This window comes from Nitrospira sp., assembly GCA_024760525.1.
GTDB lineage: Bacteria > Nitrospirota > Nitrospiria > Nitrospirales > Nitrospiraceae > Nitrospira_D.
Genome location: CP060499.1, coordinates 2658405 through 2682500 on the forward strand (window position 1 = coordinate 2658405; position 24096 = coordinate 2682500).

The 24096-nt window shown below is 56.9% G+C and carries 27 protein-coding genes and 2 rRNA genes (1 of these 29 cut by a window edge); 17 read left to right on the forward strand and 12 right to left on the reverse strand.

Annotated elements, in window-relative coordinates; genetic code table 11:
• The first annotated feature begins 37 nt into the window (after nucleotides 1-37).
• The 4 genes from H8K04_12435 to H8K04_12450 all read left to right on the forward strand — a co-directional run bounded on the left by H8K04_12435 (nucleotide 38) and on the right by H8K04_12450 (nucleotide 4257).
• Nucleotides 38-1678, forward strand: coding sequence for an FAD-dependent oxidoreductase (locus H8K04_12435; GenBank protein ID UVT14654.1), 1641 nt, complete (start codon nucleotides 38-40; stop codon nucleotides 1676-1678).
• Between the two features lie 164 nt (nucleotides 1679-1842).
• Nucleotides 1843-2526, forward strand: coding sequence for a 5-oxoprolinase subunit PxpB (gene pxpB, locus H8K04_12440; GenBank protein UVT14655.1), 684 nt, complete (start codon nucleotides 1843-1845; stop codon nucleotides 2524-2526).
• Complete coding sequence (locus tag H8K04_12445) at nucleotides 2513-3271, forward strand: LamB/YcsF family protein (protein ID UVT14656.1); 759 nt, start codon at nucleotides 2513-2515, stop codon at nucleotides 3269-3271. The genes pxpB and H8K04_12445 overlap by 14 nt, the downstream gene beginning before the upstream one ends.
• Nucleotides 3268-4257: a biotin-dependent carboxyltransferase gene (locus H8K04_12450; GenBank protein ID UVT14657.1), complete on the forward strand. Its 990-nt coding sequence runs from the start codon at nucleotides 3268-3270 to the stop codon at nucleotides 4255-4257. Before H8K04_12445 ends, H8K04_12450 begins: the two co-directional genes overlap by 4 nt.
• 75 nt (nucleotides 4258-4332) lie before the next feature.
• Here H8K04_12450 and H8K04_12455 read toward each other — a convergent pair whose 3' ends face one another.
• Nucleotides 4333-5391: an NAD(P)-dependent alcohol dehydrogenase gene (locus H8K04_12455; GenBank protein ID UVT14658.1), complete on the reverse strand. Its 1059-nt coding sequence runs from the start codon at nucleotides 5389-5391 to the stop codon at nucleotides 4333-4335.
• A 103-nt stretch (nucleotides 5392-5494) separates the two neighbouring features.
• Nucleotides 5495-6460, reverse strand: coding sequence for a hypothetical protein (locus H8K04_12460; GenBank protein UVT14659.1), 966 nt, complete (start codon nucleotides 6458-6460; stop codon nucleotides 5495-5497).
• A 145-nt stretch (nucleotides 6461-6605) separates the two neighbouring features.
• Between H8K04_12460 and H8K04_12465 the strand changes: the two genes are divergently transcribed.
• The 10 genes from H8K04_12465 (at nucleotide 6606) to H8K04_12510 (ending at nucleotide 14588) form a co-directional block, all read left to right on the forward strand.
• A complete protein-coding gene (locus tag H8K04_12465) occupies nucleotides 6606-7853 on the forward strand; it encodes a TCR/Tet family MFS transporter (GenBank protein ID UVT14660.1) in 1248 nt (415 codons plus the stop codon).
• 171 nt (nucleotides 7854-8024) lie between these two features.
• Nucleotides 8025-8897, forward strand: a complete 873-nt coding sequence (locus H8K04_12470; GenBank protein UVT14661.1) for an NmrA/HSCARG family protein — start codon at nucleotides 8025-8027, stop codon at nucleotides 8895-8897.
• A gap of 311 nt (nucleotides 8898-9208) precedes the next feature.
• Nucleotides 9209-9568 (forward strand): nuclear transport factor 2 family protein, encoded by a 360-nt coding sequence (locus H8K04_12475; protein ID UVT14662.1) that lies wholly within the window; start codon nucleotides 9209-9211, stop codon nucleotides 9566-9568.
• Between the two features lie 74 nt (nucleotides 9569-9642).
• On the forward strand, nucleotides 9643-10566 hold the full coding sequence (locus H8K04_12480) for an NADP-dependent oxidoreductase (GenBank protein ID UVT14663.1): 924 nt from the start codon (nucleotides 9643-9645) through the stop codon (nucleotides 10564-10566).
• A 27-nt stretch (nucleotides 10567-10593) separates the two neighbouring features.
• A complete protein-coding gene (locus tag H8K04_12485; GenBank protein ID UVT14664.1) occupies nucleotides 10594-11040 on the forward strand; it encodes a cupin domain-containing protein in 447 nt (148 codons plus the stop codon).
• Between the two features lie 121 nt (nucleotides 11041-11161).
• A complete protein-coding gene (gene msrB / locus H8K04_12490; protein ID UVT17968.1) occupies nucleotides 11162-11608 on the forward strand; it encodes a peptide-methionine (R)-S-oxide reductase MsrB in 447 nt (148 codons plus the stop codon).
• Nucleotides 11609-11667: 59 nt separating this feature from the next.
• Nucleotides 11668-12171 (forward strand): peptide-methionine (S)-S-oxide reductase MsrA, encoded by a 504-nt coding sequence (gene msrA, locus H8K04_12495; GenBank protein ID UVT14665.1) that lies wholly within the window; start codon nucleotides 11668-11670, stop codon nucleotides 12169-12171.
• Between the two features lie 60 nt (nucleotides 12172-12231).
• Nucleotides 12232-13152 carry an NAD(P)H-binding protein gene (locus H8K04_12500; GenBank protein UVT14666.1) on the forward strand — a complete coding sequence of 307 codons (921 nt, stop codon included), beginning with the start codon at nucleotides 12232-12234 and terminating at the stop codon, nucleotides 13150-13152.
• Nucleotides 13153-13189: 37 nt separating this feature from the next.
• On the forward strand, nucleotides 13190-13744 hold the full coding sequence (locus H8K04_12505; protein ID UVT14667.1) for a hypothetical protein: 555 nt from the start codon (nucleotides 13190-13192) through the stop codon (nucleotides 13742-13744).
• A 178-nt stretch (nucleotides 13745-13922) separates the two neighbouring features.
• Nucleotides 13923-14588, forward strand: coding sequence for a cysteine hydrolase (locus H8K04_12510; protein UVT17969.1), 666 nt, complete (start codon nucleotides 13923-13925; stop codon nucleotides 14586-14588).
• Between the two features lie 45 nt (nucleotides 14589-14633).
• Here H8K04_12510 and H8K04_12515 read toward each other — a convergent pair whose 3' ends face one another.
• The 3 genes from H8K04_12515 to H8K04_12525 all read right to left on the reverse strand — a co-directional run bounded on the left by H8K04_12515 (nucleotide 14634) and on the right by H8K04_12525 (nucleotide 16274).
• Nucleotides 14634-15125, reverse strand: coding sequence for a glutathione peroxidase (locus tag H8K04_12515; GenBank protein UVT14668.1), 492 nt, complete (start codon nucleotides 15123-15125; stop codon nucleotides 14634-14636).
• A 30-nt stretch (nucleotides 15126-15155) separates the two neighbouring features.
• Nucleotides 15156-15692, reverse strand: a complete 537-nt coding sequence (locus H8K04_12520) for a hypothetical protein (protein UVT14669.1) — start codon at nucleotides 15690-15692, stop codon at nucleotides 15156-15158.
• A 135-nt stretch (nucleotides 15693-15827) separates the two neighbouring features.
• Nucleotides 15828-16274 carry an SRPBCC family protein gene (locus H8K04_12525; protein UVT14670.1) on the reverse strand — a complete coding sequence of 149 codons (447 nt, stop codon included), beginning with the start codon at nucleotides 16272-16274 and terminating at the stop codon, nucleotides 15828-15830.
• A gap of 250 nt (nucleotides 16275-16524) precedes the next feature.
• Between H8K04_12525 and H8K04_12530 the strand changes: the two genes are divergently transcribed.
• Entirely contained in the window at nucleotides 16525-16833 is a 309-nt protein-coding gene (locus H8K04_12530; GenBank protein ID UVT14671.1) for a GYD domain-containing protein, read from the forward strand.
• Nucleotides 16834-16963: 130 nt separating this feature from the next.
• Here H8K04_12530 and H8K04_12535 read toward each other — a convergent pair whose 3' ends face one another.
• Nucleotides 16964-18292: an FAD-dependent oxidoreductase gene (locus H8K04_12535; GenBank protein ID UVT14672.1), complete on the reverse strand. Its 1329-nt coding sequence runs from the start codon at nucleotides 18290-18292 to the stop codon at nucleotides 16964-16966.
• 104 nt (nucleotides 18293-18396) lie between these two features.
• On the opposite strand from H8K04_12535, the gene xth reads away from it, so the two are divergent.
• Entirely contained in the window at nucleotides 18397-19272 is an 876-nt protein-coding gene (gene xth, locus H8K04_12540) for an exodeoxyribonuclease III (GenBank protein UVT14673.1), read from the forward strand.
• A 202-nt stretch (nucleotides 19273-19474) separates the two neighbouring features.
• Here the strand turns inward: xth and H8K04_12545 are convergent, their stop codons facing one another.
• Both H8K04_12545 and H8K04_12550 read right to left on the reverse strand, forming a co-directional pair.
• Nucleotides 19475-19876, reverse strand: coding sequence for a putative toxin-antitoxin system toxin component, PIN family (locus H8K04_12545; protein ID UVT14674.1), 402 nt, complete (start codon nucleotides 19874-19876; stop codon nucleotides 19475-19477).
• Entirely contained in the window at nucleotides 19876-20121 is a 246-nt protein-coding gene (locus H8K04_12550; GenBank protein ID UVT14675.1) for a CopG family transcriptional regulator, read from the reverse strand. The genes H8K04_12545 and H8K04_12550 overlap by 1 nt, the downstream gene beginning before the upstream one ends.
• A gap of 431 nt (nucleotides 20122-20552) precedes the next feature.
• Between H8K04_12550 and H8K04_12555 the strand changes: the two genes are divergently transcribed.
• Nucleotides 20553-20726, forward strand: a complete 174-nt coding sequence (locus H8K04_12555) for a DUF1059 domain-containing protein (GenBank protein ID UVT17970.1) — start codon at nucleotides 20553-20555, stop codon at nucleotides 20724-20726.
• A 1350-nt stretch (nucleotides 20727-22076) separates the two neighbouring features.
• Here the strand turns inward: H8K04_12555 and H8K04_12560 are convergent.
• The 4 genes from H8K04_12560 to H8K04_12575 form a co-directional block, all read right to left on the reverse strand.
• Complete coding sequence (locus tag H8K04_12560) at nucleotides 22077-22529, reverse strand: toll/interleukin-1 receptor domain-containing protein (GenBank protein ID UVT14676.1); 453 nt, start codon at nucleotides 22527-22529, stop codon at nucleotides 22077-22079.
• Nucleotides 22495-22920: a toll/interleukin-1 receptor domain-containing protein gene (locus tag H8K04_12565; GenBank protein UVT14677.1), complete on the reverse strand. Its 426-nt coding sequence runs from the start codon at nucleotides 22918-22920 to the stop codon at nucleotides 22495-22497. Before H8K04_12565 ends, H8K04_12560 begins: the two co-directional genes overlap by 35 nt.
• A 473-nt stretch (nucleotides 22921-23393) precedes the next feature.
• A 5S ribosomal RNA gene (rrf, locus tag H8K04_12570) occupies nucleotides 23394-23510 on the reverse strand.
• 102 nt (nucleotides 23511-23612) lie between these two features.
• Nucleotides 23613-24096: ribosomal RNA gene (locus tag H8K04_12575) — 23S ribosomal RNA — on the reverse strand (it continues 2525 nt past the right edge of the window).

Consider the following 24096-nt stretch of genomic DNA (forward strand, 5'->3'; position numbering starts at 1 on the left):
TACCGCCTTTGCTCGGATTCATCCCGAAGGCTCGCCGATGGCTCGAAGCGCCGCATTCCATTCCTTTACACGATCAATGGCCGCCGCCTTACTAGCTGAGCGACGGCACATCTCGAGTGCCGATGCCATTGAGATGGTCCGCCAGTCAGCCTTTACTCAATCCGCGCAGTCGATCTCTCGGCGCCGGTTTCTCCTTGGTGTAGGAGCGGCAGGCGCAACTCTCGCTCTCGACACGATGATTCCCCGTCCGACTGATGCTGCAAAGCCAACGCCCTCCGCCCTGTCCGTCGGCATCGTCGGTGCCGGGTTGGCGGGACTAGCCTGCGCCGATACGCTCAAGACGCGAGGCATCCGCGCCTCCATCTATGAGGCGGCTTCACGGACCGGCGGCCGCTGTTGGTCCTTGCGAGGATTCTTCCCCGGCCAGGTGGCGGAACGCGGCGGCGAGCTCATCGATAACCTCCATAAGACCATGTTGGGCTACGCGAAGCGATTCCGCCTTGGCGTAGAAGATGTGAACAAACAACCCGGAGAAATTTTTTATCACTTCTTCGGGCAACGGTATTCAGAAGCCGCGGTCGTAGCCGAATTCCGTGATTTGGTCTCAGTGATGCGGATTGACTTGAATCGGCTGTCGCGGGAAGTGACGGCCGATTCCCATACACCAGACGATGTGGCTCTAGACCGCACGAATCTGCTGGAATATCTTGAAGGCAGAAATGGAGCCCGTGTCTCGGCCGGGCCATTGGCGAAGGCCGTGATCATTGCCGCTTATGAAGCGGAATATGGCCTGGCGGCGGAGGAGCAAAGTTGTCTCACGTTCCTCCTCTTCATTCATGCCGACCGCCGCTCGAAGTTCACCCCTTTCGGGGTGTTCAGCGAGGAACGCTATCATCTCGTCGACGGGAACGACCGGATCATCGAAGGATTGACTCGCGAGCTCCCTGGACAGATCGCGTACGAGACCAGACTTGATCAAATACACCGCCTGAGTGACGGACGCATCGAGTTGACGTTCCAGCGAGGATCCCGCACGGTCAGCGTGACTCATGACGCAGCTGTGCTGGCCGTTCCCTTTACCACCTTGCGTGAAGTGACGCTTGATCCGAACCTCTCGCTTCCGCCCGCGCAACTCGAGGCCATCCACAGACTGGGGTACGGCACCAACGCCAAGATGATGATCGGCTTCTCCGGTCGTCCCTGGCGTACGCTAGGAGGAGACGGAACCTCCTACTCAGATCTGCAGAATCATCAGACAACCTGGGAAACAAACCCCACCTTGGGATCCGACCGGAGAGGGATTCTCACCGACTATTCGAGCGGAGCGCGTGGCGCCAACCTCAGCCCGGCCGATGTCCAGGATGCAGCAAAGCAGTTCTTACAGGATCTCAATCGCGTGTATCCTGGAGTGATCGGAGCCGCCACATTGGCGGATGGACAATATCTTGCGCACCTTGAGCATTGGCCGTCGAATCCGTTGGCGAAAGGCAGCTATACCTGCTACCGTCCCGGTCAATTCACGACGATGGCCGGACTGGAGGGTGTCACGGCGGGCAATCTCTTCTTTGCCGGCGAGCACACCAATTCATTCTACGACTGGCAGGGCTTCATGGAAGGCGCCGCTCTCTCCGGCATAGACGCAGCCCAATCAATTCTGGCCACGCTTAAGGCACGCTGACATTCTCGTACATAGGCAAATCTTGTCCTCATTTTCGTCACACGGTTTCTTTACCTGCCGTCGTAAACCAGGTAGGGTAACGTTGTTCTTTTCTTGCGCAATTTATGCCGGCTTCCAATCGTTCAAGACCGACGCATCGAACCTCGAACGAGACATTCCGCCTTGTGCCACTCGGCGACTCCGCAATCACGGTGGAGTTCGGCGACGAGATCGATCCCACGATCAATGCCCGCGCCGTTGCATTTGCTCAAACCGTAGTCGCCCAACACTGGACCGGCATCGTCGATATCGTATCGACCTATCGCTCGGTGACCATTTACTACGATGCGCTTCAGTGGAAATCGGGGGCATTGGCCGACAAGTTGAAAACCCTGCCTCGACGAGTACCACACGACCGCGAATCGCAGGGAACATTGCACGAGATTCCCGTTCTGTATGGCGGGGAATATGGGCCGGATTTGGCGGACGTTGCGGCGTTCGCCCGGCTGTCACCGGCGCAGGCCGTCTCGTTACACACCTCGATTCGCTACCGCGTCTACATGCTCGGATTCAGCCCCGGCTTTCCCTATCTGGGATTGGTCCCCGAACGCTTAGCCATGCCGCGCCTGGCCACGCCTCGAGCCAAGGTTCCGGCCGGATCAGTCGGCATTGCCGACCGTCAAACCGGCATTTATCCGACCACGACCCCAGGTGGCTGGCGTCTGATCGGACGGACGCCGATCCACCTGTATGACAAGACCGGTGAAAACCCCTTTCTGCTGAACGCCGGCGACCTGGTTCAATTCAAATCGATCGATCGGGCTGAATTCAATCGCCTGAGCCATGAGGCGTCGCGTGAAAACCATTGATTTGAACAGTGACATGGGTGAGTACGAAAGCGCGGAGGCGCTGGCGTGTGAAGCGGAACTCATGCCGCTGATCTCATCGGTCAATATCCCGTGCGGCGTTCATGCGGGCAATCCCGATCTCATGCGCAGGACGGCAACTCTGGCCGCTCGACACGGAATCGCCATCGGCGCGCATCCGGGATTTCCGGACACGGACGGTTTCGGTCGCCGGGATCGTCAGACTTCACCCGATACAGTCGCATCGTTAGTATCCACGCAATTGACGGCACTGACCGATGTACTGGCACTGGAACACCTGACACTCACCCATGTGAAACTTCATGGAGCGCTGTATCACCTGGCCGCCAGGGATCAGGCCGTGGCCGGTGCCGTGGCGCGAGCTGTCGCGGCGTTCGATCCTCAGCTATTGCTCTTCGCTCTCGCGGGATCAGTTCTCGTGACAAGCGGCAAACGCGCAGGGTTGGCGGTTGCCCAGGAGGCCTTTGCCGATCGAACCTATCGCGCCGACGGCAGACTCGTTCCACGCTCTGATTCGGGCGCGCTGCTCGAAACCGAACAAGAGGTTCGCCGGCAATTGCGGGAAATCCTGAACGGCTATGTGACCAGTATCGATGGCCGGCGGGTGTCGTTGCATGCCGACAGCCTGTGCATGCACGCGGATACTCCACGCGCTGTCGAGTTTGTCAGGCTCATGCGAAGCGAGATCGAATCGGCAGGCATACGCATCGTCAAAGCACACGCATGAGCCGCCATCAACCCACCAGGTTTCTCGTGGTGAAAGGCGGTTGGCTGACCACGGTGCAAGACCCGGGACGATACGGCTATCAGCAATATGGAGTTCCCGTCGCCGGCGCGATGGACTGCTATTCAGCAACGGTCGCCAATCGCTTGGTGGGGAATACGGATCATGCGGCCGTGCTCGAGTTGACCTTAAAAGGACCTGAGCTTCAGTTCGAGCGAGACGCGGTCATCGCCATCACCGGAGCAGACCTCTCCCCGACTATCGATCGCAGCAGTGTCCCGCTTTGGGAAAGTATCGAGGTCGCGCGTGGCAGCCGACTGAGTTTCGGCAGTCAGCGATCAGGGGCTCGCGGTTACATCGCAATAGCCGGCGGGATCGACGTTCCACGGATTCTGGGCAGTCGTTCGACACACTGTACGAGCGAGATGGGCGGATTCCAGGGGAGGCCTTTGAAGCAGGGAGACTTGTTGTGTAGCGGGCTGCCCATGGAATCCATCGACCGTCTGATTGGGAAACGACTTCCGGATCGGCTGGTGCCTCGCTGCAGCCGGTCCGCGACCCTGCGCATTATTCCAGGTCCTCAACAGGGTTCTTTTAGTGCCGCGTCACTCACGATCCTGACCAGCTCCTCCTACACGGTCACTCCCCAATCCAATCGGATGGGGTATCGCCTCAGCGGACCACCGCTCGTCCACAAGGGACGGGCACAATTCATCTCCGACTGCACTGCGATGGGCGCCGTGCAGGTGCCCCGGGATGAACAACCGATTCTTCTGATGGCCGACCGGCAAACGACCGGAGGTATCCCAAGATTGCCGTCGTCATTTCTGCCGATCTCCCGCTCGCGGCGCAATTGGCTCCCGGAGACACCGTCTCGTTTGTCTTATCTACCGTTACGAAGGCTCAAACGATATTGCGGAAACATCGTGCTGTGCTCGATACAGTCCTCCCTCCCCGACATCTCTAACCTGTGGCATCACCGAGGGTAACCATGTCTCGCTGACACCAGAGCCACGCCCGCAAGCAGCGAGCTCCACGGTTTCACGACATCACTTGTTTTCCGGCTATTTGGATCTGAGCGAAGCCATATCGATCGAGAAGCGGTACTTCACGTCGGACTTGAGCAGTCTGTCGTAGGCTTCGTTGACCTTCTGAATGGGGATGACTTCGACATCGGCGGTAATGTTGTGCGTCCCGCAGAAATCGAGCATTTCCTGGGTTTCGGCGATGCCGCCGATGGGAGAGCCGGAGAGGCTGCGCCGGCCGAATATCAGACTGAACGCCGGGACCGACAACGGTTTCTCGGGCGCACCGACGAGGGTGATGTTGCCGTCACGGCGGAGCAGTTCGATATAGGCGGTAATGTCGTGATCCGCGGAAACGGCATCCAGGATAAAGTCGAAGCTGCCGACGTGCTTCTTCATCTCATCCGCGTGACGGGAGATGACGACTTCGTCGGCGCCGAGGCGAAGCGCGTCTTCTATCTTATTGGGTGATGTGGTGAAGACCACCACGTGGGTTCCAAGCGCGCGGGCAAACTTCACGGCCATGTGGCCGAGGCCCCCGAGACCGACCACGCCGACCTTCTTCCCCCTGGTGACGCCCCAATGACGCATCGGTGAGTACGTCGTAATCCCCGCGCATAAAAGTGGAGCGGCGCCGGCGAGATCGAGATTGGAAGGAACACGCAAGACGAAGCGTTCGTCGACTACGATGCTCTCCGAGTATCCGCCGTAGGTCACGCCGCCGAGGTGCCTGTCGGGAAAGTTATACGTCAGCGTCGCGTTCCCGCAGAACTGCTCAAGGCCGGCCTGGCATTCGGAACAGGTTCTGTCCGAATCGACCATGCAGCCGACGGCGGCGAGGTCGCCGATTTTGAATTTCGTGACTGCCGATCCGACGTTGGTCACACGCCCGACGATCTCATGGCCGGGGACGCAGGGATAGACCGTGGGCATCACACCGCTCCACTCGTTGCGAACCTGATGGAGATCCGAGTGACAGATGCCGCAAAAGAGAATGTCGAGTTGTACGTCGTATGGAATAGGCTCGCGCCTCGGAATCGTCGTGAGAGCAAGCGACGAGGTCGCGTTCGTTGCGGCGTATGCTTTCGCCGTAGACATAGAGGAGCTCAGTATGCGCTTCCACTTGCGTACCGGCAAGCTAGGGAGAACCCTTGTCCGGGGTAGACGAGTCTCGAAGGAAATCGATGGCCTGTTTCGTGTTTCACGGGATTCGTCTGACGATCGAGGTGGTATCCACTTGAGCGCGATGTCCGATCGTCAACGACCGCGCATGCGAGAGTGTGTTCACCCACCCTGCGGCAACATCGACAAGCATTTCGGCGCGGTCTTCCATCGTGATCGTATCCGAAAATGCTCCCTGCGGAGGTTTCTTTCCTGCCAGACGGGACGTCATCTCCTTGACCATGGCATTACGAATCCGAGCCGCCTCCTTGGGATCAGGCATTTGGCGCCAGGCGATGACGGCCTGCTCCGACTTGTGGTCATACGATTTCATGACGAACGTGGCCTGCGTCGGGAAAGCCTCGCCGCCGAGCGGATTCGGCAAGACATCCTCGTATCCCAAGGGTTCGTTCAGGGCATAGTGTCGCCCAAGAACCATAAAGTAGAGTTTGGCTTCGCGCGTGCACAGTCGTTCAACTTGCTCCTTCGTAGCCAGCATGGATGCTGATTGAGCACGCAACTTGGCGATGAGCATGGGGTCCATCTTTCCCTTGGGCGTGTCGGTCGTCCCGGACAGGATGGTATCCATCGTTTTGAGCGCTGCGTCCTTGAGCTGTTTCCAGTTCCGCACCCCGGTTACCGTTCCGTGCGGATCGATCTGAAGCACAATCTGATGCCCTTTCATAATATCAACCACTTGCCGGAGGAACGACTCCTCGGCCGATTCATCCGTATCGAACCTGGTCTCACCCAGCGTCCACCCGACGAGATACCCGTCGTCTGCGGCACTCAGGACCTCCAGTGCGAAAGGAGTGAATGTTTTCCCTGTAACCGTCGACTTGCCGTCAACCACCCTTTCGCGCACTCTGGTAATTTCGAGACTCAACCGCTCTCCTTTTTTCCAATGCGGCACGACGTCGATGGACCGGCCGGGCGCTTCGGCAAAACCGAACAGCGGTCCACAGACGAACACGAGAATGATCGCATGCACAACCGTCGAATTCATCCGCTCCCTACATGAAAGAGAGGCTCATTCTACGTGTTCGCTTCACGCGCGTCCATGCTTCGCGACATGGATTAGAATCAGTAAGACACTGGTGTGCTTATGTTGATACAGTTCGACGGCGCATCCTGGTAGGATTGTGCCGCCTATGACCGCTGCAACTGCCGCGACCGAGCCGCCTCGGGGCGCGATCCTTTTCATCCTTATCACCGTTCTTCTCGACATGCTGTCGTTCGGGATCATCATTCCCGTATTACCGAAACTCGTCGAGGAGTTTGTGTCCGGCGACACGGCGAAGGCTGCGGCGATCTACGGCTTGATGGGCACGACCTGGGCGGTCATGCAGTTCGTCTGCTCCCCCATTCAGGGCGCGCTGTCCGACCGATTCGGCCGCAGACCTATCGTGTTGCTGTCGAATCTCGGACTGGGTCTCGACTACATCGTGATGGCGCTGGCGCCGAACGTCGCCTGGCTGTTCCTCGGCCGCACCATCTCCGGCATCGCGTCGTCCAGCTTCAGCACCGCCGGCGCGTACATCGCCGACGTGACACCGCCTGAACAACGGGCCGCGGCATACGGCAAGATCGGAATGGTCTTCGGTCTTGGATTCATCTTCGGCCCGGCCATCGGCGGATGGCTCGGCGCCATCGACCCGCGATGGCCGTTCTGGGGTGCGGGAGCCCTGAGTCTGTTGAATGCGTGCTACGGATTTTTCGTGCTGCGGGAGTCGTTACCCCCGGACAGACGGATGGCATTCAGCTGGCGGCGAGCGAATCCCGTCGGATCGCTTGTGCTCTTGCGATCGCATCATGAATTGTTCGGTCTTTCCGCCGTTGCGTTCCTTGGCTATCTCGCTCATGCGGTGCTGCCGAGTACGGCGGTTCTCTACTTGAGTTATCGGTATGGATGGGGCACCGGCATGGTAGGAATGGTGATGGCCGCCGTGGGTCTCGCGGCAATGATTGTGCAGGGCGGGATGGTCCGTCCGATCACGGCGCGCGTGGGCGAGCGGGCCACCTTGCTCATCGGCTCGCTCAGCGGCGCGCTTGGATTCTTCGTCTACGGATTCGCGCCACGAGGGTGGATCTACTGTCTCGGCATTCCGTTCATGGCGTTTTGGGGGCTTGCGGGGCCGGCGACGCAGGCACTGATGTCACGGCGCGTCAGCGGATCGGAACAGGGGCAACTACAAGGCGCCCTTGCAAGCATCAATGGCATGACCGGCCTGATCGGTCCAATGTTGTTCAGCCAAATCTTCGCCTACGCCATCAGTGCAGGTTCAATCTGGCATGTGCCGGGCGCGCCATTCCTTTTGGCTTCGTTCCTCATGGTCAGCGCATCGACGATTGCCTGGCGTGTGACGAGACCCCGCCACGACCCTGCTAATCCATGCTAGTGCATACCTAGAGCAACCCTGTTCGTCTCGATCGAGCCCTCCAAACACTGGTCCAAACCACCAAGCATCCCATCCGCATTTTTTCGGGATGCATTACGATTCGATTTATGCCAAGTTTTATGGAGACGTAAGGAGAAGTCCGTTGGCATGTCGAGATAAAGGAGGATGACGATGGCAGCCTCAAACAATCCGATATTGGTAACCGGAGCGACGGGGCAGCAGGGTGGAGCGGTTGCACGGGCGTTGATCGCAAAGGGGCAGAAGGTTCGAGTGATGACGCGGCATCCGGAAAAGGCGGCGGCTCTGGCAAAGGCCGGGGCGGAGATTGTGCAAGGCGATTTGACCAACCAGGCGGTTCTGCAGATGGCATTGCGCGGCGTGAGCGGCGTCTTTGCCATGTCCACCCCGTTCGAGGCGGGCATGGACGCGGAGGTGCGTCAAGGGATCATGCTGGCGGATGCCGCCAAGCAAGCTGGAATCACGCATTACGTCTATACGTCCGTCGGCAGCGCACATCGCCAGACCGGGATTCCGCACTTCGAGAGCAAATGGAAGGTGGAGCAACACATCCAGAAAATCGGATTGTCGGCAACGATTCTGCGGCCGGTCTGGTTCATGGAGAATTTCACCACGTTTGCGAGACCGTCCGCGGATGGCGTCATCAGTGTGCCCATGAAACCGGCCAGGAAACTTGCGATGGTCGCGCTTAAGGACATCGGTGCTTTCAGCGCGGCGGCGTTTATGCGCCCGAAGGATTTCATCGGCCAGGCGATTGACCTGGCGGGTGATGAACTCACGATCCCCGAGGTTGCAGCCCTCTTGACGAAGACCATGGCCAGACCGATCAGCTTTCGAGAATTTCCATTGGATCAAGCCGAGAGCGCACTCGGACATGACTTCGCCGTCATGTTCCGCTGGTTCAACGAAGTCGGCTACGCGATCGACATTCCAAAACTGAAGCAACAATACGGAATTCCTCTGACCACGTTTGCCGAGTGGGTCAAGACGATCGAGTGGGAAAAGGCGAGCCAGGCGGCTTCATGATTTCCAGTCACGCTCTTTGACAGTGCCTGTTGAAGAAGTTCATACTTCGAATCCTACACCCGCCTGCGACCACCTGAGGCGCGACTGCCTACTCCGTGAGAAAGGTGGTCGATTTAGGTACCTCTTGTCATGACACGAGTTGCGAAACCAGCTATGCGATTGATTTCCATTGACGCAACAGGACCGATGAGGATCGGTCTACGCAACACCACAACCCATAACCTTACTGCGGACGTGTGCTATGGCTACCGGATTCCATTCCAGGGCCACACAAGAACGCAGCGAGTAATGCTTCTGGAAAGGAGCGCGCCATGAACCTTCAAACCATTGCCGGCCAGTTTGTGGAGATGTGCAACCAAGGCAAGAACTTCGACGTGATGCAGACGATGTACGATCCCAACATCGTGTCCGTCGAACCCAACGGTGAGGAAACGGCCGGCAAGACACCGGTCATCCAGAAGTCCGAGCGCTTTCAGGCCCAAAATCCCATCAGCGGAGAAAAGGTCCGCGGTCCATTCTTCAACGGTCCCAATCAGTTCGCGGTTCACTTCACCTTCGAAGTCACCCCCAAAGCCACCGGCCAACGGATCACGGTGGAAGAGGTCGGTATCTATACGGTCAAGGACAGCAAAATCACGCGCGAGCAATTCTTCGCCGGAGGCCCGCTGTAACGGCACATTGAATCGAGGCCCCACACTATTCTTCATATGATGAGCAACGAAGGTCACACGATGAGGCCCTTCCCATGAAGGCGATACGGCTCCATCGACCTGGAGGCCCCGACTCGCTTCGTTATGACGAGGCGCCGAAACCGATTCCAAAAGGCAATCAGGTGCTCGTTCAGGTTTATGCCACAGCGATTACGCCCACGGAGTTCGCCTGGTATCCCACCTTCCATACTCTTGAAGGCGGAGAGAGACCCTTTCCAATTATTCTGGGTCACGAATTTTCGGGTGTTGTCGAAGCGGTCGGGCCGGAGTGCACGGGTGTTCGACTTGGAGATCATGTCTATGGACTGAGCGATTGGTTCATAGACGGGGCGCAGGCGGAATATTGTGTGACGGTTCCTCCCCACATTGCTCCGAAGCCTGCCACACTTGAACACACTCAGGCCGCAGCGATCCCGATCTCAGCCCTGACCGCCTGGCAGGCCCTTATCGATCACGCCCATCTGTCGGCAGGACAACGGGTATTGATCCATGGTGCAGCCGGCGGTGTCGGCAGCGTTGCCGTGCAGATAGCCCGGTATCAGAAGGCACACGTGACCGTAACGGCTTCAGCGGCGAACGCGGACTTTGTCAAGGCGCTCGGCGCCGATGAAGTCATAGATTACCGGATCACACCGTTTGAAACGGTTATCAGAGACGTCGATGTGGTACTTGATACGATCGGAGGAGACACGAGAGACCGTTCCTGGGGAGTGCTCAGAAAGGGTGGCCGGCTGGTGACCATTGCGGCCGATGCCGAAGGGGCGCAGGAGCAGCGGGTGCGCGATGCCTTCTTCATCGTCGAACCGAACCGGAATCAGTTGATGAACATTCCGCATCTGATCGATATTGGTGTCCTCAGACCCGTCGCGGGTTCCGTCTTCGCAATGGAACACTTTCGCCAGGCTTACGAACAGAAACCTATGCGCGGGAAGAATGTTCTCCGCATCGCGCAGACGTGATACATGGGGCAGGAAAGGAGCATGTGAATGATGACGATCACATTATGTATCCGCACTGTCACGAGACAGGCATTGCAGTGGACGGCACTGGCAGGGGCGATTCTGCTGCTGGGACAAACCGCCATGGCAGAGGATGCCGTGTCGGTCTTATTGAAGGAGCGGTTGACCGACCTGGCCGGTAAAGAAGGCACTGTGATCACTGTGGACTATGCGCCGGGCGCCGCATCCGACCAGCACTTCCATCCAGGCTCGGTGTTCGCCTACGTGTTGGAGGGAGCCGTCGTCTCTCAATTAGGAGGACAGGCGCCTATGACCTATACAAAAGGTCAGAGCTGGTATGAGTCTCCTAAGATACCGCATGTCGTATCCAAGAATGCGAGCAAGACCGAACCGGCCAAGCTGTTGGTGTTTCTGCTGTCACAGGAGAGTGAGGCGCTCGTCGTGCCGTTGAAGTCACCCGGCAGTGGGAAGTGAATCAATCTGTGGTACCTGAAGCGCGTGCCTCATCGGGCCGCTGAACGGAGGATCTATGATGCAGTATGAAGACCGTTCCAACACAGCCGACCGGGCGGAGGGCGATGTCTCTTCAGCGGAGATTTTGCAATGGGATGATGTACTCCGTTTGGCTCGTCACGGCAATCCTCCGCCGCCGCGCCGAGTTGAGAAGACGGAGGCGCAGTGGCGTGCGCTCCTCACCGACGACCAATTCCGTGTGACACGTCTGAAGGGAACTGAGCGGGCGCACAGCTCGGACATGTGTCGGCTGTTCGAGCCGGGACAGTATCGGTGTCTTTGCTGTGATACCGTGCTGTTCGATGCGGCGCGTAAGTATGAGAGCCACTCCGGCTGGCCCAGTTTCACTCAACCCGTGAAGCCGGCGGTGATCGCCTATCATCAGGACGACAGCTATGACATGAACCGGATCGAGACGACGTGTAATGTATGCGATGCTCATCTCGGCCATGTGTTTCCAGATGGACCTGAACCGAGCGGGTTACGGTTCTGCATCAACGCCCTCTCACTGCGGAAGGCTGAGGGATAATCTTCCGAAAGAGACGAACGTCCGACGCAGGACCTGCGTGCGACGAAAGGAGTATTTACGTGAGCCGAACTGAAACAGCGATATTGGCCGGCGGTTGTTTCTGGGGCATGCAGGATCTCATCCGCAAACTCCCCGGTGTGCGGTCTACACGCGTGGGCTACAGCGGCGGTGACGTGCCGAATGCCACCTATCGCAATCATGGGACGCATGCGGAAGCCATCGAGGTCGTGTTCGACCCGGACACGCTGACGTTCCGTAGCCTGCTGGAAGTGTTTTTCCAAATCCACGATCCTACGACCGTAGACCGCCAAGGTAACGATCGAGGAACCTCATACCGCTCCGGGATCTACTACACCTCGGAGGCCCAACGCATGGTGGCAGAAGAGACGATCACCGATGTGAACGCGTCGGGGCTATGGCCGGGCAAGGTGGTCACAGAGGTCCGGCCGGCCGGTCCATTTTGGCAGGCGGAACCGGAGCATCAGGATTATCTTGAACGATATCCCAACGGATATACCTGTCACTATGTGAGACCCAATTGGAAGTTACCGCAGCGGGCCTGAGTTGCACCGCCCGCGCTGCCGAGGTCACAGTAGTACGGCCAACGCCTGGAAGCGCAGAAAATGAGAGATCCAATTCTAGTTACCGGCGCGGCGGGCCGCGTCGGTGGGATAGGCCGCTCGGTCACCAAACTGCTGCTCAAGCGAGGCCGAGCGGTGCGCGCGATGGTGCGGCATGAAGACCAGCGCGCGGAGGCATTGCGCGATATGGGTGCCCAGGTCGTGGTCGGCGACCTGCTCGACCTCGATTCGATGCATAGGGCAATTGCCGGCTGCGACACCATGTACTTCGGGATGTCGGTGTCGGATACGTATCTGGCCGCGACAGTCAATGCAGCGGCGGTGGCGAAGCATCACGGCGTGAAAGCGTTCATCAACATGTCGCAGATGACGCTCGCACAAATGAGCATCACCGAAAGTACCCCAAGCCCGCAGCACAAATTGCACTGGCTCGCCGAACAGGCCTTGAACTGGTCAGGGCTGCCGGTCGTGCACGTGCGGCCGACCGTGCTGCTCGACGGCTTTTTCCTAATCTCCACCCCCGATTCGGTCAAGGAGTCGGGTCAGATCAGGCTTCCGTTCGGCGAAGGCAAAACTTCTCCGGTCGCAGTAGAAGACGTTGCCCGTGTCATCGCCGCGTTGCTTACCGATCCGAAACCACACATCGGAAAGACCTATCACCTGACCGGTCCGCAGTCCGAGAACATGCAGTTCTTTGCACAGGAGTATTCGAAGGCGCTCGGCCGAAAGATCACCTTTGCGGATATTCCGGTCGAGGCGTGGCAAGACGGGCTGCTCAAACGAGGTTTACCGGCTCATCTTGTGCACCATCTTGCAACGATGGCCGATCTGCACCGCGCGGGGCATTACGACCGAATGTCGGACGACGTATTCACGCTGACGGGCCAGAGGCCATTGAGCGTGCAGGAATTCATCGGGAAGCATGCAGCGAAGTTTGCCCCATTGGCACAAGGGGTTGTCTGAGTGTTTCGGATAAATGACCAAGAAAGGAGTACACCACATGCGTCATAGGATCGCGATCATCACCCGGTTTTCAGCCGCGGGCATAAAACGGACCATCCTTGCTGCCGGGCTTGGCTTGTTCATCGTGTCCGGCGCGTCGGCGCAAGACATCACCGTGACCGAGCACACATTCGGCTGCATCCTCGACTGGCCGAAGGTCAGAAACACATACTTTAAACACGACGATCCGAAGAAGTTGAAAGAGGCGATGCGGATCTTCCGCGACAGCGTGCCGGACAAGGAGTATCCCGTCGGTACGATCCTTCAGCTCATTCCGTTTGAGGCCATGGTGAAGCATCCGCGTGAGAAGTTTCCCACGACGAACGGCTGGGAGTTTTTTGATCTGGAGGTCTCGAAGGAAGGGACCAAGATCAAAGAACGAGGAGACCAGGTCGTCAATCATTCCCAAGGCGTGACGTGTTTAAGTTGTCATCAACCGGCGGCGAAATTCGACTTCGTCTGTGAAAAGGGACACGGGTGTGCACCCATCCCCTTCGATGACGAAAAGATCGCAGCGATTCAGAAGACGGACTCTCGCTGCACGAAAAAGTAGGGCGATGAGAACGAAGCACCTTAATACGACGGATCCTATCGTTGTAGAGGAGGCGTCCACGACCGGGGATGGCCCATCGCGCCGTGACATCCTGGTTCAAGGCAGCAGGATCGCGGCCGGCGTCGGGGTTGCCGCCTTGCTAGGCAACATAGGACTTTCCCCGGGTACATCGTATGGCATGAACCCAACGACGACGAGTCTGCTCAATTCCTTGATGCCCGCGCGGACCGCCTTACTGGTGATCGACATGCAGCGTGATTTTCTCCTGCCGGAAGGGTACGCGGCACAAGCGGGACTCGACATCGCGCCTCTGACCGCAACCATCCGTCCGATTGAAAAGCTGCTTGTGGTGGGACGAGCAGTCGGGCTGCTGATCGTGCACACACGCGAAGGCCATGTGCCTGACCTCTCCGACTGTCCCCCGTATAAGTTGGAGCGCAGCCGAAGAGCCGGCGCGGAAATCGGCTCGAAGGGGCCGCTCGGACGCCTATTGGTGCGTGGAGAAGTCGGACATGATTTTGTCCAAAGCTTACGCCCAAGGGCTGATGAGATCGTCATCGACAAGCCCGGTTATAGTGCGTTCTCTCACACCACACTGCAACAGGCGCTGACCAAGCGCGGTATCGAAACGCTTATCATCACAGGCGTCACCACGGAGGTGTGCGTCAGTTCGACGCTGCGTTCAGCAGTCGACCTTGGATACCGATGTATCACGGTGAGCGATGCCTGCGCTTCTGGCGATCCAACCCTGCACAAAGCCGCCTTGGCCATGATCGGTGTCGAGGGCGGCATCTTCGGCGAAGTCGTCACAACCGCTCAAGTTGTGGAACGATTCGCGCAGTGAAATAGATTCAGCGAGGATACGACAGGGCACAGGTTCCGCAGTTCTCTACAACCTCGCGGCCACATCGGCGTCGATCGCCTCCGGCTTATCGCTCGGCGCATAGCGCTTGAGAACCGTGCCGTCGGAGCCGACGAGGAACTTGGTAAAGTTCCACTTGATCGCCTCGGTACCGAGGATCCCGGGTTTCTCCGATTTGAGGTACTGGTAGAGTGGGTGGGCATTTACGCCGTTCACGTCGATCTTTGTAAACATCGGAAAGGTGACACCGAAATTCCGGGTGCAGAACTCCTCGATCTCTGCTTCCCCATTCGGTTCCTGCTGCCCAAACTGGTTGCAGGGAAATCCGAGCACCTCGAACCCGTGGTCTTTGAATTTGTCGTAGAGCGCTTGCAGTCCCTGATACTGCGGCGTGAATCCGCACTGACTCGCGACATTCACAATGAGTAACGTCTTCCCGCGATAGGCATCCATCTTCTGCGGCTTGCCGTCGATGGTGACGAGGTCGATGTCATAAAAGCTCTTAGCATGCGTATCCATTGTGTGCTCCGGGGTGTGGACGGCGTACCCTCAACGGACGTGCGAAGCGGCCTTGTCCAGGAGAGCCTTCGTCTGATCGATCGTAAGTGCTTTGGTGGGGCTCATGAACGTGAGCGAAAGCCCATGCCCCTTTGCTCCACCGGCACAGGCAGACATGAGCAGACCGTCTTTGGCTGAGGTCGGGGGAGTATAGGTCGAGCACCAGGCTTGGGGAAAATCTTTGGCTGTCTCCTTGTAGCCGGTCTTTTTCAGGTTGTCGGTTCCCGGATTGTTTTTGGTCATCTTGATCAACTGGGCAATCTCGTCATCGGTCAGGGGGCCGACAAGCCAACTCATGGAGACTTGCCCCATGGTGGAGACGCCCCACATGCAGCCGACCACTTTCACGACCTTGTTCTGGCCGGTTGGAATATCATCAAAGTGCAACGGCTGCGACGCGGTCACTTTCCCACCACTGACCCCCTCAATGTCATTCGAGGTCAGCAGTGAGCAAGCCGATTTCTCCTCTGCGAAAACAGGTGATGCGAGCAACGAGACCAGAATCACGGCAAGGCTGAGCGGCAGCATCGGAACCTCCTCGGTTCGAACCGCACGACCGGTGGCTCGGCATCTGTCCGGCAGTATAGCAGCAGCCAACCATGATTTATACCGTTGACTCCGCGATCCAGACGCACGGACCTTTCTAGACCTCAACCGGCGGCTTTAGTCTAATATCTCCGCTTCGACCAGTTTTCCGAGCAGAATGAGCGACTCTTGCCAACCGAGATAGCAGGCCTCGGCTGGAATCACGTCGGGCACCCCTTCCTGCGCGATATTTACTTCCGTTCCACAAAACACTTTCTTTAACGTGACGGTCACGCGCATTTCTCCCGGCAGGTTCGGGTCGTCGAAATTGTCCGTGTAACGAATCCGTTCATGCGGCACGAGTTCGAGGTACTGGCCGCCGAACGAGTGGCTCTTGCCTGTGGTGAAGTTGGTAAACGACATCTTGAACGTGCCGCCGACTTTGGCATCCATGTGATGGACCTTGCCGGTAAAACCGTTAGGCGGCAGCCATTTCGTCATGGCGTCCGCATCAAGGAACGCCCGGTAAATCCGTTCCGGTGTCGCACGAAACACACGATGGAGTCGAATGGTATTGGTGCCCACGGCTATTGTTCCTTTCTATGGGTTGGGAGTGATCTGGAGCGATCCACACGATAGCCCCTTTACCTTGTAGTCGAACGGGCTTCGAGAAATCGACACCTTTCGCCACCGCGTCTTCCCATCAGCCTGTTGAGTTCACCCTTTGCATAGCCCCATCGAAGGAATGAAACAAACTGACTCTTGTTTCTACCCACCAAAGAAGCCTAAGATTTTATGACATTCGCAGGTGTCCATCCCACCAAGGAGGTCTGCTATGCCGAGCTACGTCAGCCTAATCAAGTTCACCCAACATGGCCTTCAAACCATGAAGGACCAGGGCGTCGAGCGCGCCGAGATGGTCAAGAGGAACGCCAAAGCGTTCGGCGGTAAGCTGGTCCAGGCTTACTATTGCCTCGGTAAATACGATGTGGTGGCGATCTGGGAATATCCGGACAACAAGACGGCCATGAAAGCCGCGGTCATGAATGCCTCCATGGGGCATATCCAGATTACGACGATGCCGGCCGTCAACCGGGACGAATGGAAAGCCCTTCTACAAGAAACGATGGGGAAGAAAAAATAGCCCGTGTGAACACAAGCACGGTCCCGGTCCATCGACAACTCACCGGGGCAGGTTCATCAGGGTGATGAGCCTGCCCTGTTCCGCAGACATCGGTCATGGGAAAAACAGAACGTCCTTCTATGCTCGTCGATTACCGGCTCAAGGCTAGGACCTCGGCTGCGGCTCGTAATCCGCTTTCCACTGCTCCATTCATATAGCCTTGCCATCGCAGGCTGGTGTGTTCACCGGCGAAGAGAATACGACCACAAGGACGGGCCAGCCACGACCGTTGCGTCGGATCAAATCCCGGACCAAAGACCGCGTAGCCTCCGTAAACCCACGGATCCTGTTCCCACGTGATGGAACGCATCGAGACCAAACTCTTCTTACTCTTGCCGAGCCAATCGAGCGCGCGAACCAGGCCCGCCACCCCGGGAGTCGATAAAATCTGACGGGTCGCTGCACTTGTCGTCCCTCCGGCCATCAGGCACAAGATCCCCGGCTTTCCCTTCTGTTGCTCGTTGGCATCCCAAACAGCGCCGATCGGCAGGTTCGTGCCATACGCCAACCGCCGATGCGGGTTGTTCCAGAATCGGCGATCAAACTGCAGCAGCGTTTTGGTAACCGGCCCGTAGGACAATTTTGAGACGGCAGCAGCCTGTTCACAAGGCAAGGCCGGTCGAATCTCGAGCATCCGCATTCTCGTGGCCGGTAGCGCGAGAATGAGATAATCGGCTCGAAGCCACGACTCATTATTTCCGGTACGAACACGGACACGAACGGTCGCCTTGGATTGGGAGACGGCACACACTTCATGCCGGAGCAGCACCTGGTCGTGGAGCATCGACGCCAGCGTCTTTGGCAACTGGTCGTTTCCACCTGCGATCCGGTACATGCCGCCCTTCCCCGGACTGCCGGATGCCACTTGATCGACCAAACTGAGCAACGACAGATCGGCTGGATCGGCCAGGAAGAATCCTCGCAAGCCAACCAGCATGTGGCGCAACTCGCGCGGCAACGACGCCTCTTTCATCCAGTCCGCCACGGACATCGCGCCCAATGTCCTGGCCACCGCTCCATCCCATCGCTGTTCGCTCAACCGATAGGCATGGATCAGCGGCGCCAGATGATGCGTCAACCGTTTCCAGATTCCGTCGCCGGAAACAGGCAGCCGCACCGTGCCGTTGGACGACAGCGCGAAAGAAAACCCGGCACGTAGGACCGGTACCAGCTTCAACTTGACGCTGCGAACCAACCGACACATCTCTTCGTGTTCTTCGTCAATGAAATCGGCGCCCGCTTCGGCATGCTGTCGCCCAACGAACCCGTCCCTGATCGTCAACACCCTTCCGCCGACCCGATCCTGACCTTCCAGCACCGTGACGGCCGCGCCGTGTCTCTGCAACTCCACGGCAGCCGTCAAACCCGCCAGCCCGGCTCCAACCACGATGACGGACTTTCCTCGGAGAGATCGAGTCATGGGAGCAGCTTAGCAGGAGCAGAACGGCTCACACTAGATGGCGTGGAGGAAATGTCCTCGTTTTTCTGCCCCAAGACTCGGCCGAGATGGGATAATCTTGAGGCATGCGGATCGCCACCTGGAATGTGAACTCGCTGAAAGCTCGCCTCGACAAGGTCATGTGGTGGCTGGATCGGGCGAAGCCGGACGTGCTGCTGATGCAGGAAACGAAGCTGGCGGACGCGGATGCGCCTGTCGCGCCATTCAAGCAGGCCGGATATGAACTCGCGCACCATGGTGAAGGTCGATGGAACGGAGTCGCGATCGCGAGCCGCTGCGGCATCGGCGGCGTGATCACAAATTTTGGAGAGCCCTTACGGCCAGCCCAAACCTCCGATACCGGCGATGACGAACTGTTAGCCGAGGCGCGCATGATCAGTGCCGAATGCGGCGGCATACGCATCATCTCTGTATACGCGCCGAACGGCCGGCAGATCGATTCACCGTTTTATGAAGCGAAGCTCGCATGGTTCGACAAGCTGGCTCGCTGGATCAATCAGGCCGTCTCTCCAAATGCACCGGTCGTCATCGGCGGTGATTTCAATGTGGCGCCAGACGATATCGACGTGTGGGACCCCCAGGCCTGTCATGGCGGCACACACGTTTCGGAGCGCGAACGGCAGGCGTATGCGCGGCTGTCGAGGGCGGGATTCGTCGATGCCTACCGATTACATCATCCGGAACCAGGGCGCTACACGTGGTGGGACTACCGCGCCGGGAGCTTCTATAAAAATGTCGGCATGCGCATCGATCACTTACTTGTGACCGAGTCATTAAAACACCGCGCCGTTTGGGCCGAAATCGATCGAGAAGCGAGGAAAGGAAAACCAGTACCCTCGGATCACGCGCCGGTGATTATCGACATCGATAGCCCCGGCCATCCGTTCGACGCCGGCTGGATTTCGGCGGAATCACGAATTGCGGCACGCCTGCAAAAGTAGCGATGAGCACCGGTGAGACTTTGATCTTGGCACCTGAGCTTCACCAAGTCATGAAGTGAGTCGCGTGCCAAAGACACACGCCAATTGATCGGCATTAATTTCCGGGACAATATTTCTACCGGCCTTGCTCAAAGTATTCATGCCATTGAGATCACCCACAGAAGCTCCCTCCTCACGGCTCATTGACTGCTACACGATTGCTTTATAAAGGGATGGTTCGAAGAAAATCAGCAAGGCGCACGATAGATAGGCCTTCGAACTGTCGCAGCCTCAGAAGATGGTGATCGCCTGTCACGATGAGATCTACCTGAGCCGCAACGGCACATTCCAGAATGCGATTATCCGGCACATCTTCCAGTATGGCGATCTTGCGCACCGGCCGCACAATCGTTGCGATCCTTCCGATCATCCTTAACGCGGCCGTCATGTCGTGTTCCGATTGATCAAACTTCTCGCGAAGCACCCTTGCAGTTTCGGTAAGAATTGGTAGGGAGGTGTGCAGCGCAACGTTGCGGCGTTGGGCGAGAAGAAAGGCTTGTTCCCCTTGACCGCCCGGAAAGATAAATGCCGACACGAACACGTTCGTGTCGAAGACCACTTCCATCAGCGATTCTCAAACACAATTCGCTCCACGTCTTCCTCAGTCAAGATACCTGCCTTGCGAGCCCGGCGTCCCATCTTCCGCTGAAGCGCAAAAAATTCCTGTTCGGCCCGTTCCGTCTTATACATTTCAACCATACGACGAAAGAGGTTGCTCTTCGTTGTCCGCTCCCGCTCTGCAAGCGCTATATATTCCTTGGCGAGCTCTGGACTCACCGAGAATCCCAGCACTGCCGTCTTTCGAGCCATGTTCGGTTCCCTTCACAGTTTAACTGAGTTAGGCTGTAGCACAAGCGCCACAGCTTCGCAATCCAGGGATCCATCCTGGCGACCTGACTCTTCGCACCGTGTTCCCGTGACCACGTCATTAAACATTGCGTCGGTTGGGCTGAGATCGATCGCGAGGCGCGGAAAGGAAAACCGGTGCCCTCGAATCACGCACCAGTGGTCATCGACATCGACAGCCTCGGCCATCCATTCGACGCCGGCTGGAGGTCGGCGGATTCGCGAATTGCGGCACGTCTAGAGAAGCAGTGATGAGCTACATGGGGATTACCCTAGTTTTGCTCATGGTAGATTGGCTATAAGTTGCCGAACTGATATTGATGACAAGGCCTTTCGTATTACAGACTTCAGGTCCTATACCGGTGCTCAACAAGGAGGAGCGACCATTGGGGAAAATGGTTGAGTGCGCCAAGGTTGATCCATCGTCCGGATGCAAACATGTTGTACGGGGCAACACCGAGGAGGACGTGCTGAAGAATGCCGCGGAACACGCAAAACAGCACGGGATTCGAGAGGTCACTCCGGAGCTCAAGGCCAAAGTAAAAGCGGCAATCCGAGACGAGAAGTAATATCCTTTGGGCAGTTGAAAGGCGCGGCGATCAGACCGCCCGAGCGTGACCGCGCCTGAAAAAGACTCCCGACCCCTTTGTTCTGGACGACCCCTTTGTTCTGGATATACGCGGTTGATCTCTGATCTCAATACTGTTCAGTAGCTCTTTTTGGCGTACTATTCCGCAACGACCATTCCCACTTAGGTCGTGTTGTGGACATATTTGCCTTGAGCGATTTAGGCATGAGGTTGCGTCAATACAGCCCTCACTACAGAACCTACGGACCAATTTAATTAGTCCCCAGTTTGGAGCACAAGGATTAGAAGCTGGCACAATTGATACAGGGAAACCATCCCCGAGAATAGGACGCAGCCGGTTGTAGAAGTAGGCTATTGTGTCCTCTCCTACCGAGTCTCCAAGAAACCACTCATCTTGCTCTGGGACCCGCTTGAGCGCGGATATTCTGAGTGTATAGTCATAATCCCCTGGAAGCGTATTTTTCAGAAGAGGGCGGGCATGATACCAGCCTGGAGTGCGGATGGTGCAAGGAACGGGCAATGCTTTGAAGTCTCCCACTCCAATCCTGCATTGAAGTTGCTGAATACCTGGAAGTGCAGAAACTTTCAAAACCCCTTCAATGTCATTACAAATTTCCAACTCTTCTTCGACAGCCACACGATGCTCACCGTTCCTATGGATGTAAATCCGACAGCATCTGTCGTCCTCCCAGCCAACAACCCATCCCTCGTATCTTTTCGAGTTATGTCTTACCCTTGCGCCAAGAGGTATCGTTGCCCAATTAGGAGGCATTTCAGTTCAGGAAATGCATTTAAGGCTGTTCAAGAAGCTCATCCAACAAGGCCACATGGAGGTCAATAGCTTGAGAGAGAGGGTCAGATCTTGCCTGAACACATCAATTGCTTTGGATCGAAATCACTCCCCCAATGATTATCCTCCAGACTTGTCTCGAAGTCGTTGCGCGACTTCGTAAATGTATTCTGTATCCGAAAACGCCACTCCTAACCTGGCACTTGCGGCTGATCGTTCGTCGTCATCTAAACAAAAATCACCGATCGTACTGTGATCAGTACCCATGGGCTCTGGATGGTCGAGTGCATTCAGTACCAGCTCGACATATGATTCGAGTGTGTCAACCAATACGGTAGATGCGAGCTCGATGCGGCCGTCCCAAGCGGCCTGCCGGATGCCGACGATCCTGCTGCAATCATGCAATCGAACTGCGGAGTGTCGTGCGCGGGACAAGAACGGCCCACTGATTCTTGCCTCTCGATGATGAATTGCCAGGAGTATAAACCATTTTTGAGGATGGAATGCACGCGCTCCCTCGTTCCGTTACGAGCCGAGCTCTCATTTTTTACGCGCATGCTTCGTCGGCCTATACTTTAAACCCCAAAGAGCAAGGAGCTCATGCGCACCCCCATCAAACCCGGAACGGAAATCTATAAACTGGAATTGGGACAACGTCCACGAGAGATTATCCGGTTTGCACTCTTTATAGAGACAGGGAACAATCTTTTCGCGAAAGCGGTTCTCTTTTAATGCGTAGAGGAGCTCGTGTTTGACCCACTTGGACTTCACCGAATGGGCAGAAAGCACAAGAAGGAACCAGTTACATCTCTTCAATGCTTTTCCAATTTCATCATGCCACTGTTGGGCACCACGGATGCTTTTCTTGCTGAAGAAGACCGGGACACCGGCAGACGAAATGGAGCGTGCAAGGCGGGACGCGAATGAAAGATCTTTGGCCGAATGAGAGAGAAAAACCTCAGCTGGCTTTCGCCTGGCTCTTCTTCTGATCATGATTAGGTTGAAGTGCCAAGCGATCAGCTATTTGCCGACTCATTTTCGCGACATCATCCGAGCCTCGAATCATTTGAAGCTCACGCAAGATCCACGGCAGGTTTTTTGTGGGACGGGCCAGTACCGGAATCAGCCGACCACTGAGATGTTTGGCACTCAGTGCATATTCCAGTTCATAAGTCACCCAACGCGATTCTGCAGAGTCCGGTGAAAGCAATAAAACCATCGCATCGGAATCAGCAAGGGCTCTCTTTAACGAAGCTGTCCATTCCCCGCCTGGCAAAAGTTCTCGTTCAGGATCCCAAACCTCATACCCCTTGTGCTCGAGTTGCTTGGCCAGTCTGCCAGCAAGTTCTCGATCATGGCGGGCATAGCTTAAGAATATTTTCATGCTTCGTATGCTAGCTCACTGTGCCCAAATAACTCAAGAAGCCATTTATACAGAAACAGCGCGGAGCACCCGCCCAACCATTAGCCTGCCGAGCAAGCTCTTTGTCGTGGGCTAGCTCGTCCCGCCGCATCTAATCAATGTATTTCGACATAAAGCACTGTAATCTACAAGCGATTGCAGTGCTCCTCTACTCCTTTGAGCTAAGGGTTGCATTGTTATATTGCGGGTGACGTGGCGAACGGGGAGCCTCACTGCGCGCAACGCAAGGGACCCGCTGGGGGATGGGTGGAGTGAGCACGGTGAGGCTGTTCGCCGCAACAGGACCAAACCAAGCTTGCTCGTTCCGCCGCGTTCAATCAAATCGCGGCGGATAGGTACTTTGCCTCCAGTAGGCCTAGGAAAGTAGGTTTCGCTGCGGGGAGACAAAAAGTAAGAAAGCCTGCTGGCTTTCACCAGCAGGCTTTCTGTTTGTAACCCGGCAGCGTCCTACTTTCCCACTGCCTCGCGGCAGCAGTAGCATCGGCCTTGGAGGGCTTAACTTCCGTGTTCGGTATGGGAACGGGTGGGGCCCCTCCGGTATGGCCACCGGGAACAGTCATACTGAACAAATCTTGTGTGCGTCAGAACTTTTCTTCCGCACTCCGAAATGCGTTCTGCGCATTTCGGTGAGACCATGTCTATCAGGAGCAAAGGATGTTAAACCGCACGACCGATTAGTACTGGTTAGCTACAGCTCTTACGAGCCTTCCACACCCAGCCTATCAAACTCGTGGTCTACGAGTGGTCTTTAGGGGGCATACGCCCCGGGAGAGCTTATCTTGAGGCACGCTTCTCGCTTAGATGCTTTCAGCGATTATCGCCACCGGACATAGCTACCCGGCGCTGCCGCTGGCGCGACAACCGGCACACTAGAGGTCCGTCCTTCACAGTCCTCTCGTACTAGTGAAAGCCCCTCTCAACTCTCCTCCGCCCACAACAGATAGGGACCGAACTGTCTCACGACGTTCTGAACCCAACTCTCGTACCGCTTTAATAGGCGAACAGCCTAACCCTTGGGACCAGCTTCAGCCCCAGGATGCGATGAGTCGACATCGAGGTGCCAAACCTCCCCGTCGATGTGAACTCTTGGGGGAGATCAGCCTGTTATCCCCGGCGTACCTTTTATCCGTTGAGCGA

Coding starts and splice junctions, on each gene's coding strand:
- H8K04_12435 (UVT14654.1), top strand. CDS start 38: ATGGCTCGAAGCGCCGCATTCCATTCCTTTACACGATCAATGGCCGCC.
- H8K04_12450 (UVT14657.1), top strand. CDS start 3,268: ATGAGCCGCCATCAACCCACCAGGTTTCTCGTGGTGAAAGGCGGTTGG.
- H8K04_12455 (UVT14658.1), bottom strand. CDS start 5,391: ATGTCTACGGCGAAAGCATACGCCGCAACGAACGCGACCTCGTCGCTT.
- H8K04_12460 (UVT14659.1), bottom strand. CDS start 6,460: ATGAATTCGACGGTTGTGCATGCGATCATTCTCGTGTTCGTCTGTGGA.
- H8K04_12465 (UVT14660.1), top strand. CDS start 6,606: ATGACCGCTGCAACTGCCGCGACCGAGCCGCCTCGGGGCGCGATCCTT.
- H8K04_12470 (UVT14661.1), top strand. CDS start 8,025: ATGGCAGCCTCAAACAATCCGATATTGGTAACCGGAGCGACGGGGCAG.
- H8K04_12475 (UVT14662.1), top strand. CDS start 9,209: ATGAACCTTCAAACCATTGCCGGCCAGTTTGTGGAGATGTGCAACCAA.
- H8K04_12480 (UVT14663.1), top strand. CDS start 9,643: ATGAAGGCGATACGGCTCCATCGACCTGGAGGCCCCGACTCGCTTCGT.
- H8K04_12485 (UVT14664.1), top strand. CDS start 10,594: ATGATGACGATCACATTATGTATCCGCACTGTCACGAGACAGGCATTG.
- H8K04_12500 (UVT14666.1), top strand. CDS start 12,232: ATGAGAGATCCAATTCTAGTTACCGGCGCGGCGGGCCGCGTCGGTGGG.
- H8K04_12505 (UVT14667.1), top strand. CDS start 13,190: ATGCGTCATAGGATCGCGATCATCACCCGGTTTTCAGCCGCGGGCATA.
- H8K04_12510 (UVT17969.1), top strand. CDS start 13,923: ATGAACCCAACGACGACGAGTCTGCTCAATTCCTTGATGCCCGCGCGG.
- H8K04_12515 (UVT14668.1), bottom strand. CDS start 15,125: ATGGATACGCATGCTAAGAGCTTTTATGACATCGACCTCGTCACCATC.
- H8K04_12520 (UVT14669.1), bottom strand. CDS start 15,692: ATGCTGCCGCTCAGCCTTGCCGTGATTCTGGTCTCGTTGCTCGCATCA.
- H8K04_12530 (UVT14671.1), top strand. CDS start 16,525: ATGCCGAGCTACGTCAGCCTAATCAAGTTCACCCAACATGGCCTTCAA.
- H8K04_12535 (UVT14672.1), bottom strand. CDS start 18,292: ATGACTCGATCTCTCCGAGGAAAGTCCGTCATCGTGGTTGGAGCCGGG.
- xth (UVT14673.1), top strand. CDS start 18,397: ATGCGGATCGCCACCTGGAATGTGAACTCGCTGAAAGCTCGCCTCGAC.
- H8K04_12545 (UVT14674.1), bottom strand. CDS start 19,876: ATGGAAGTGGTCTTCGACACGAACGTGTTCGTGTCGGCATTTATCTTT.
- H8K04_12550 (UVT14675.1), bottom strand. CDS start 20,121: ATGGCTCGAAAGACGGCAGTGCTGGGATTCTCGGTGAGTCCAGAGCTC.
- H8K04_12555 (UVT17970.1), top strand. CDS start 20,553: ATGGTTGAGTGCGCCAAGGTTGATCCATCGTCCGGATGCAAACATGTT.
- H8K04_12560 (UVT14676.1), bottom strand. CDS start 22,529: ATGATCAGAAGAAGAGCCAGGCGAAAGCCAGCTGAGGTTTTTCTCTCT.
- H8K04_12565 (UVT14677.1), bottom strand. CDS start 22,920: ATGAAAATATTCTTAAGCTATGCCCGCCATGATCGAGAACTTGCTGGC.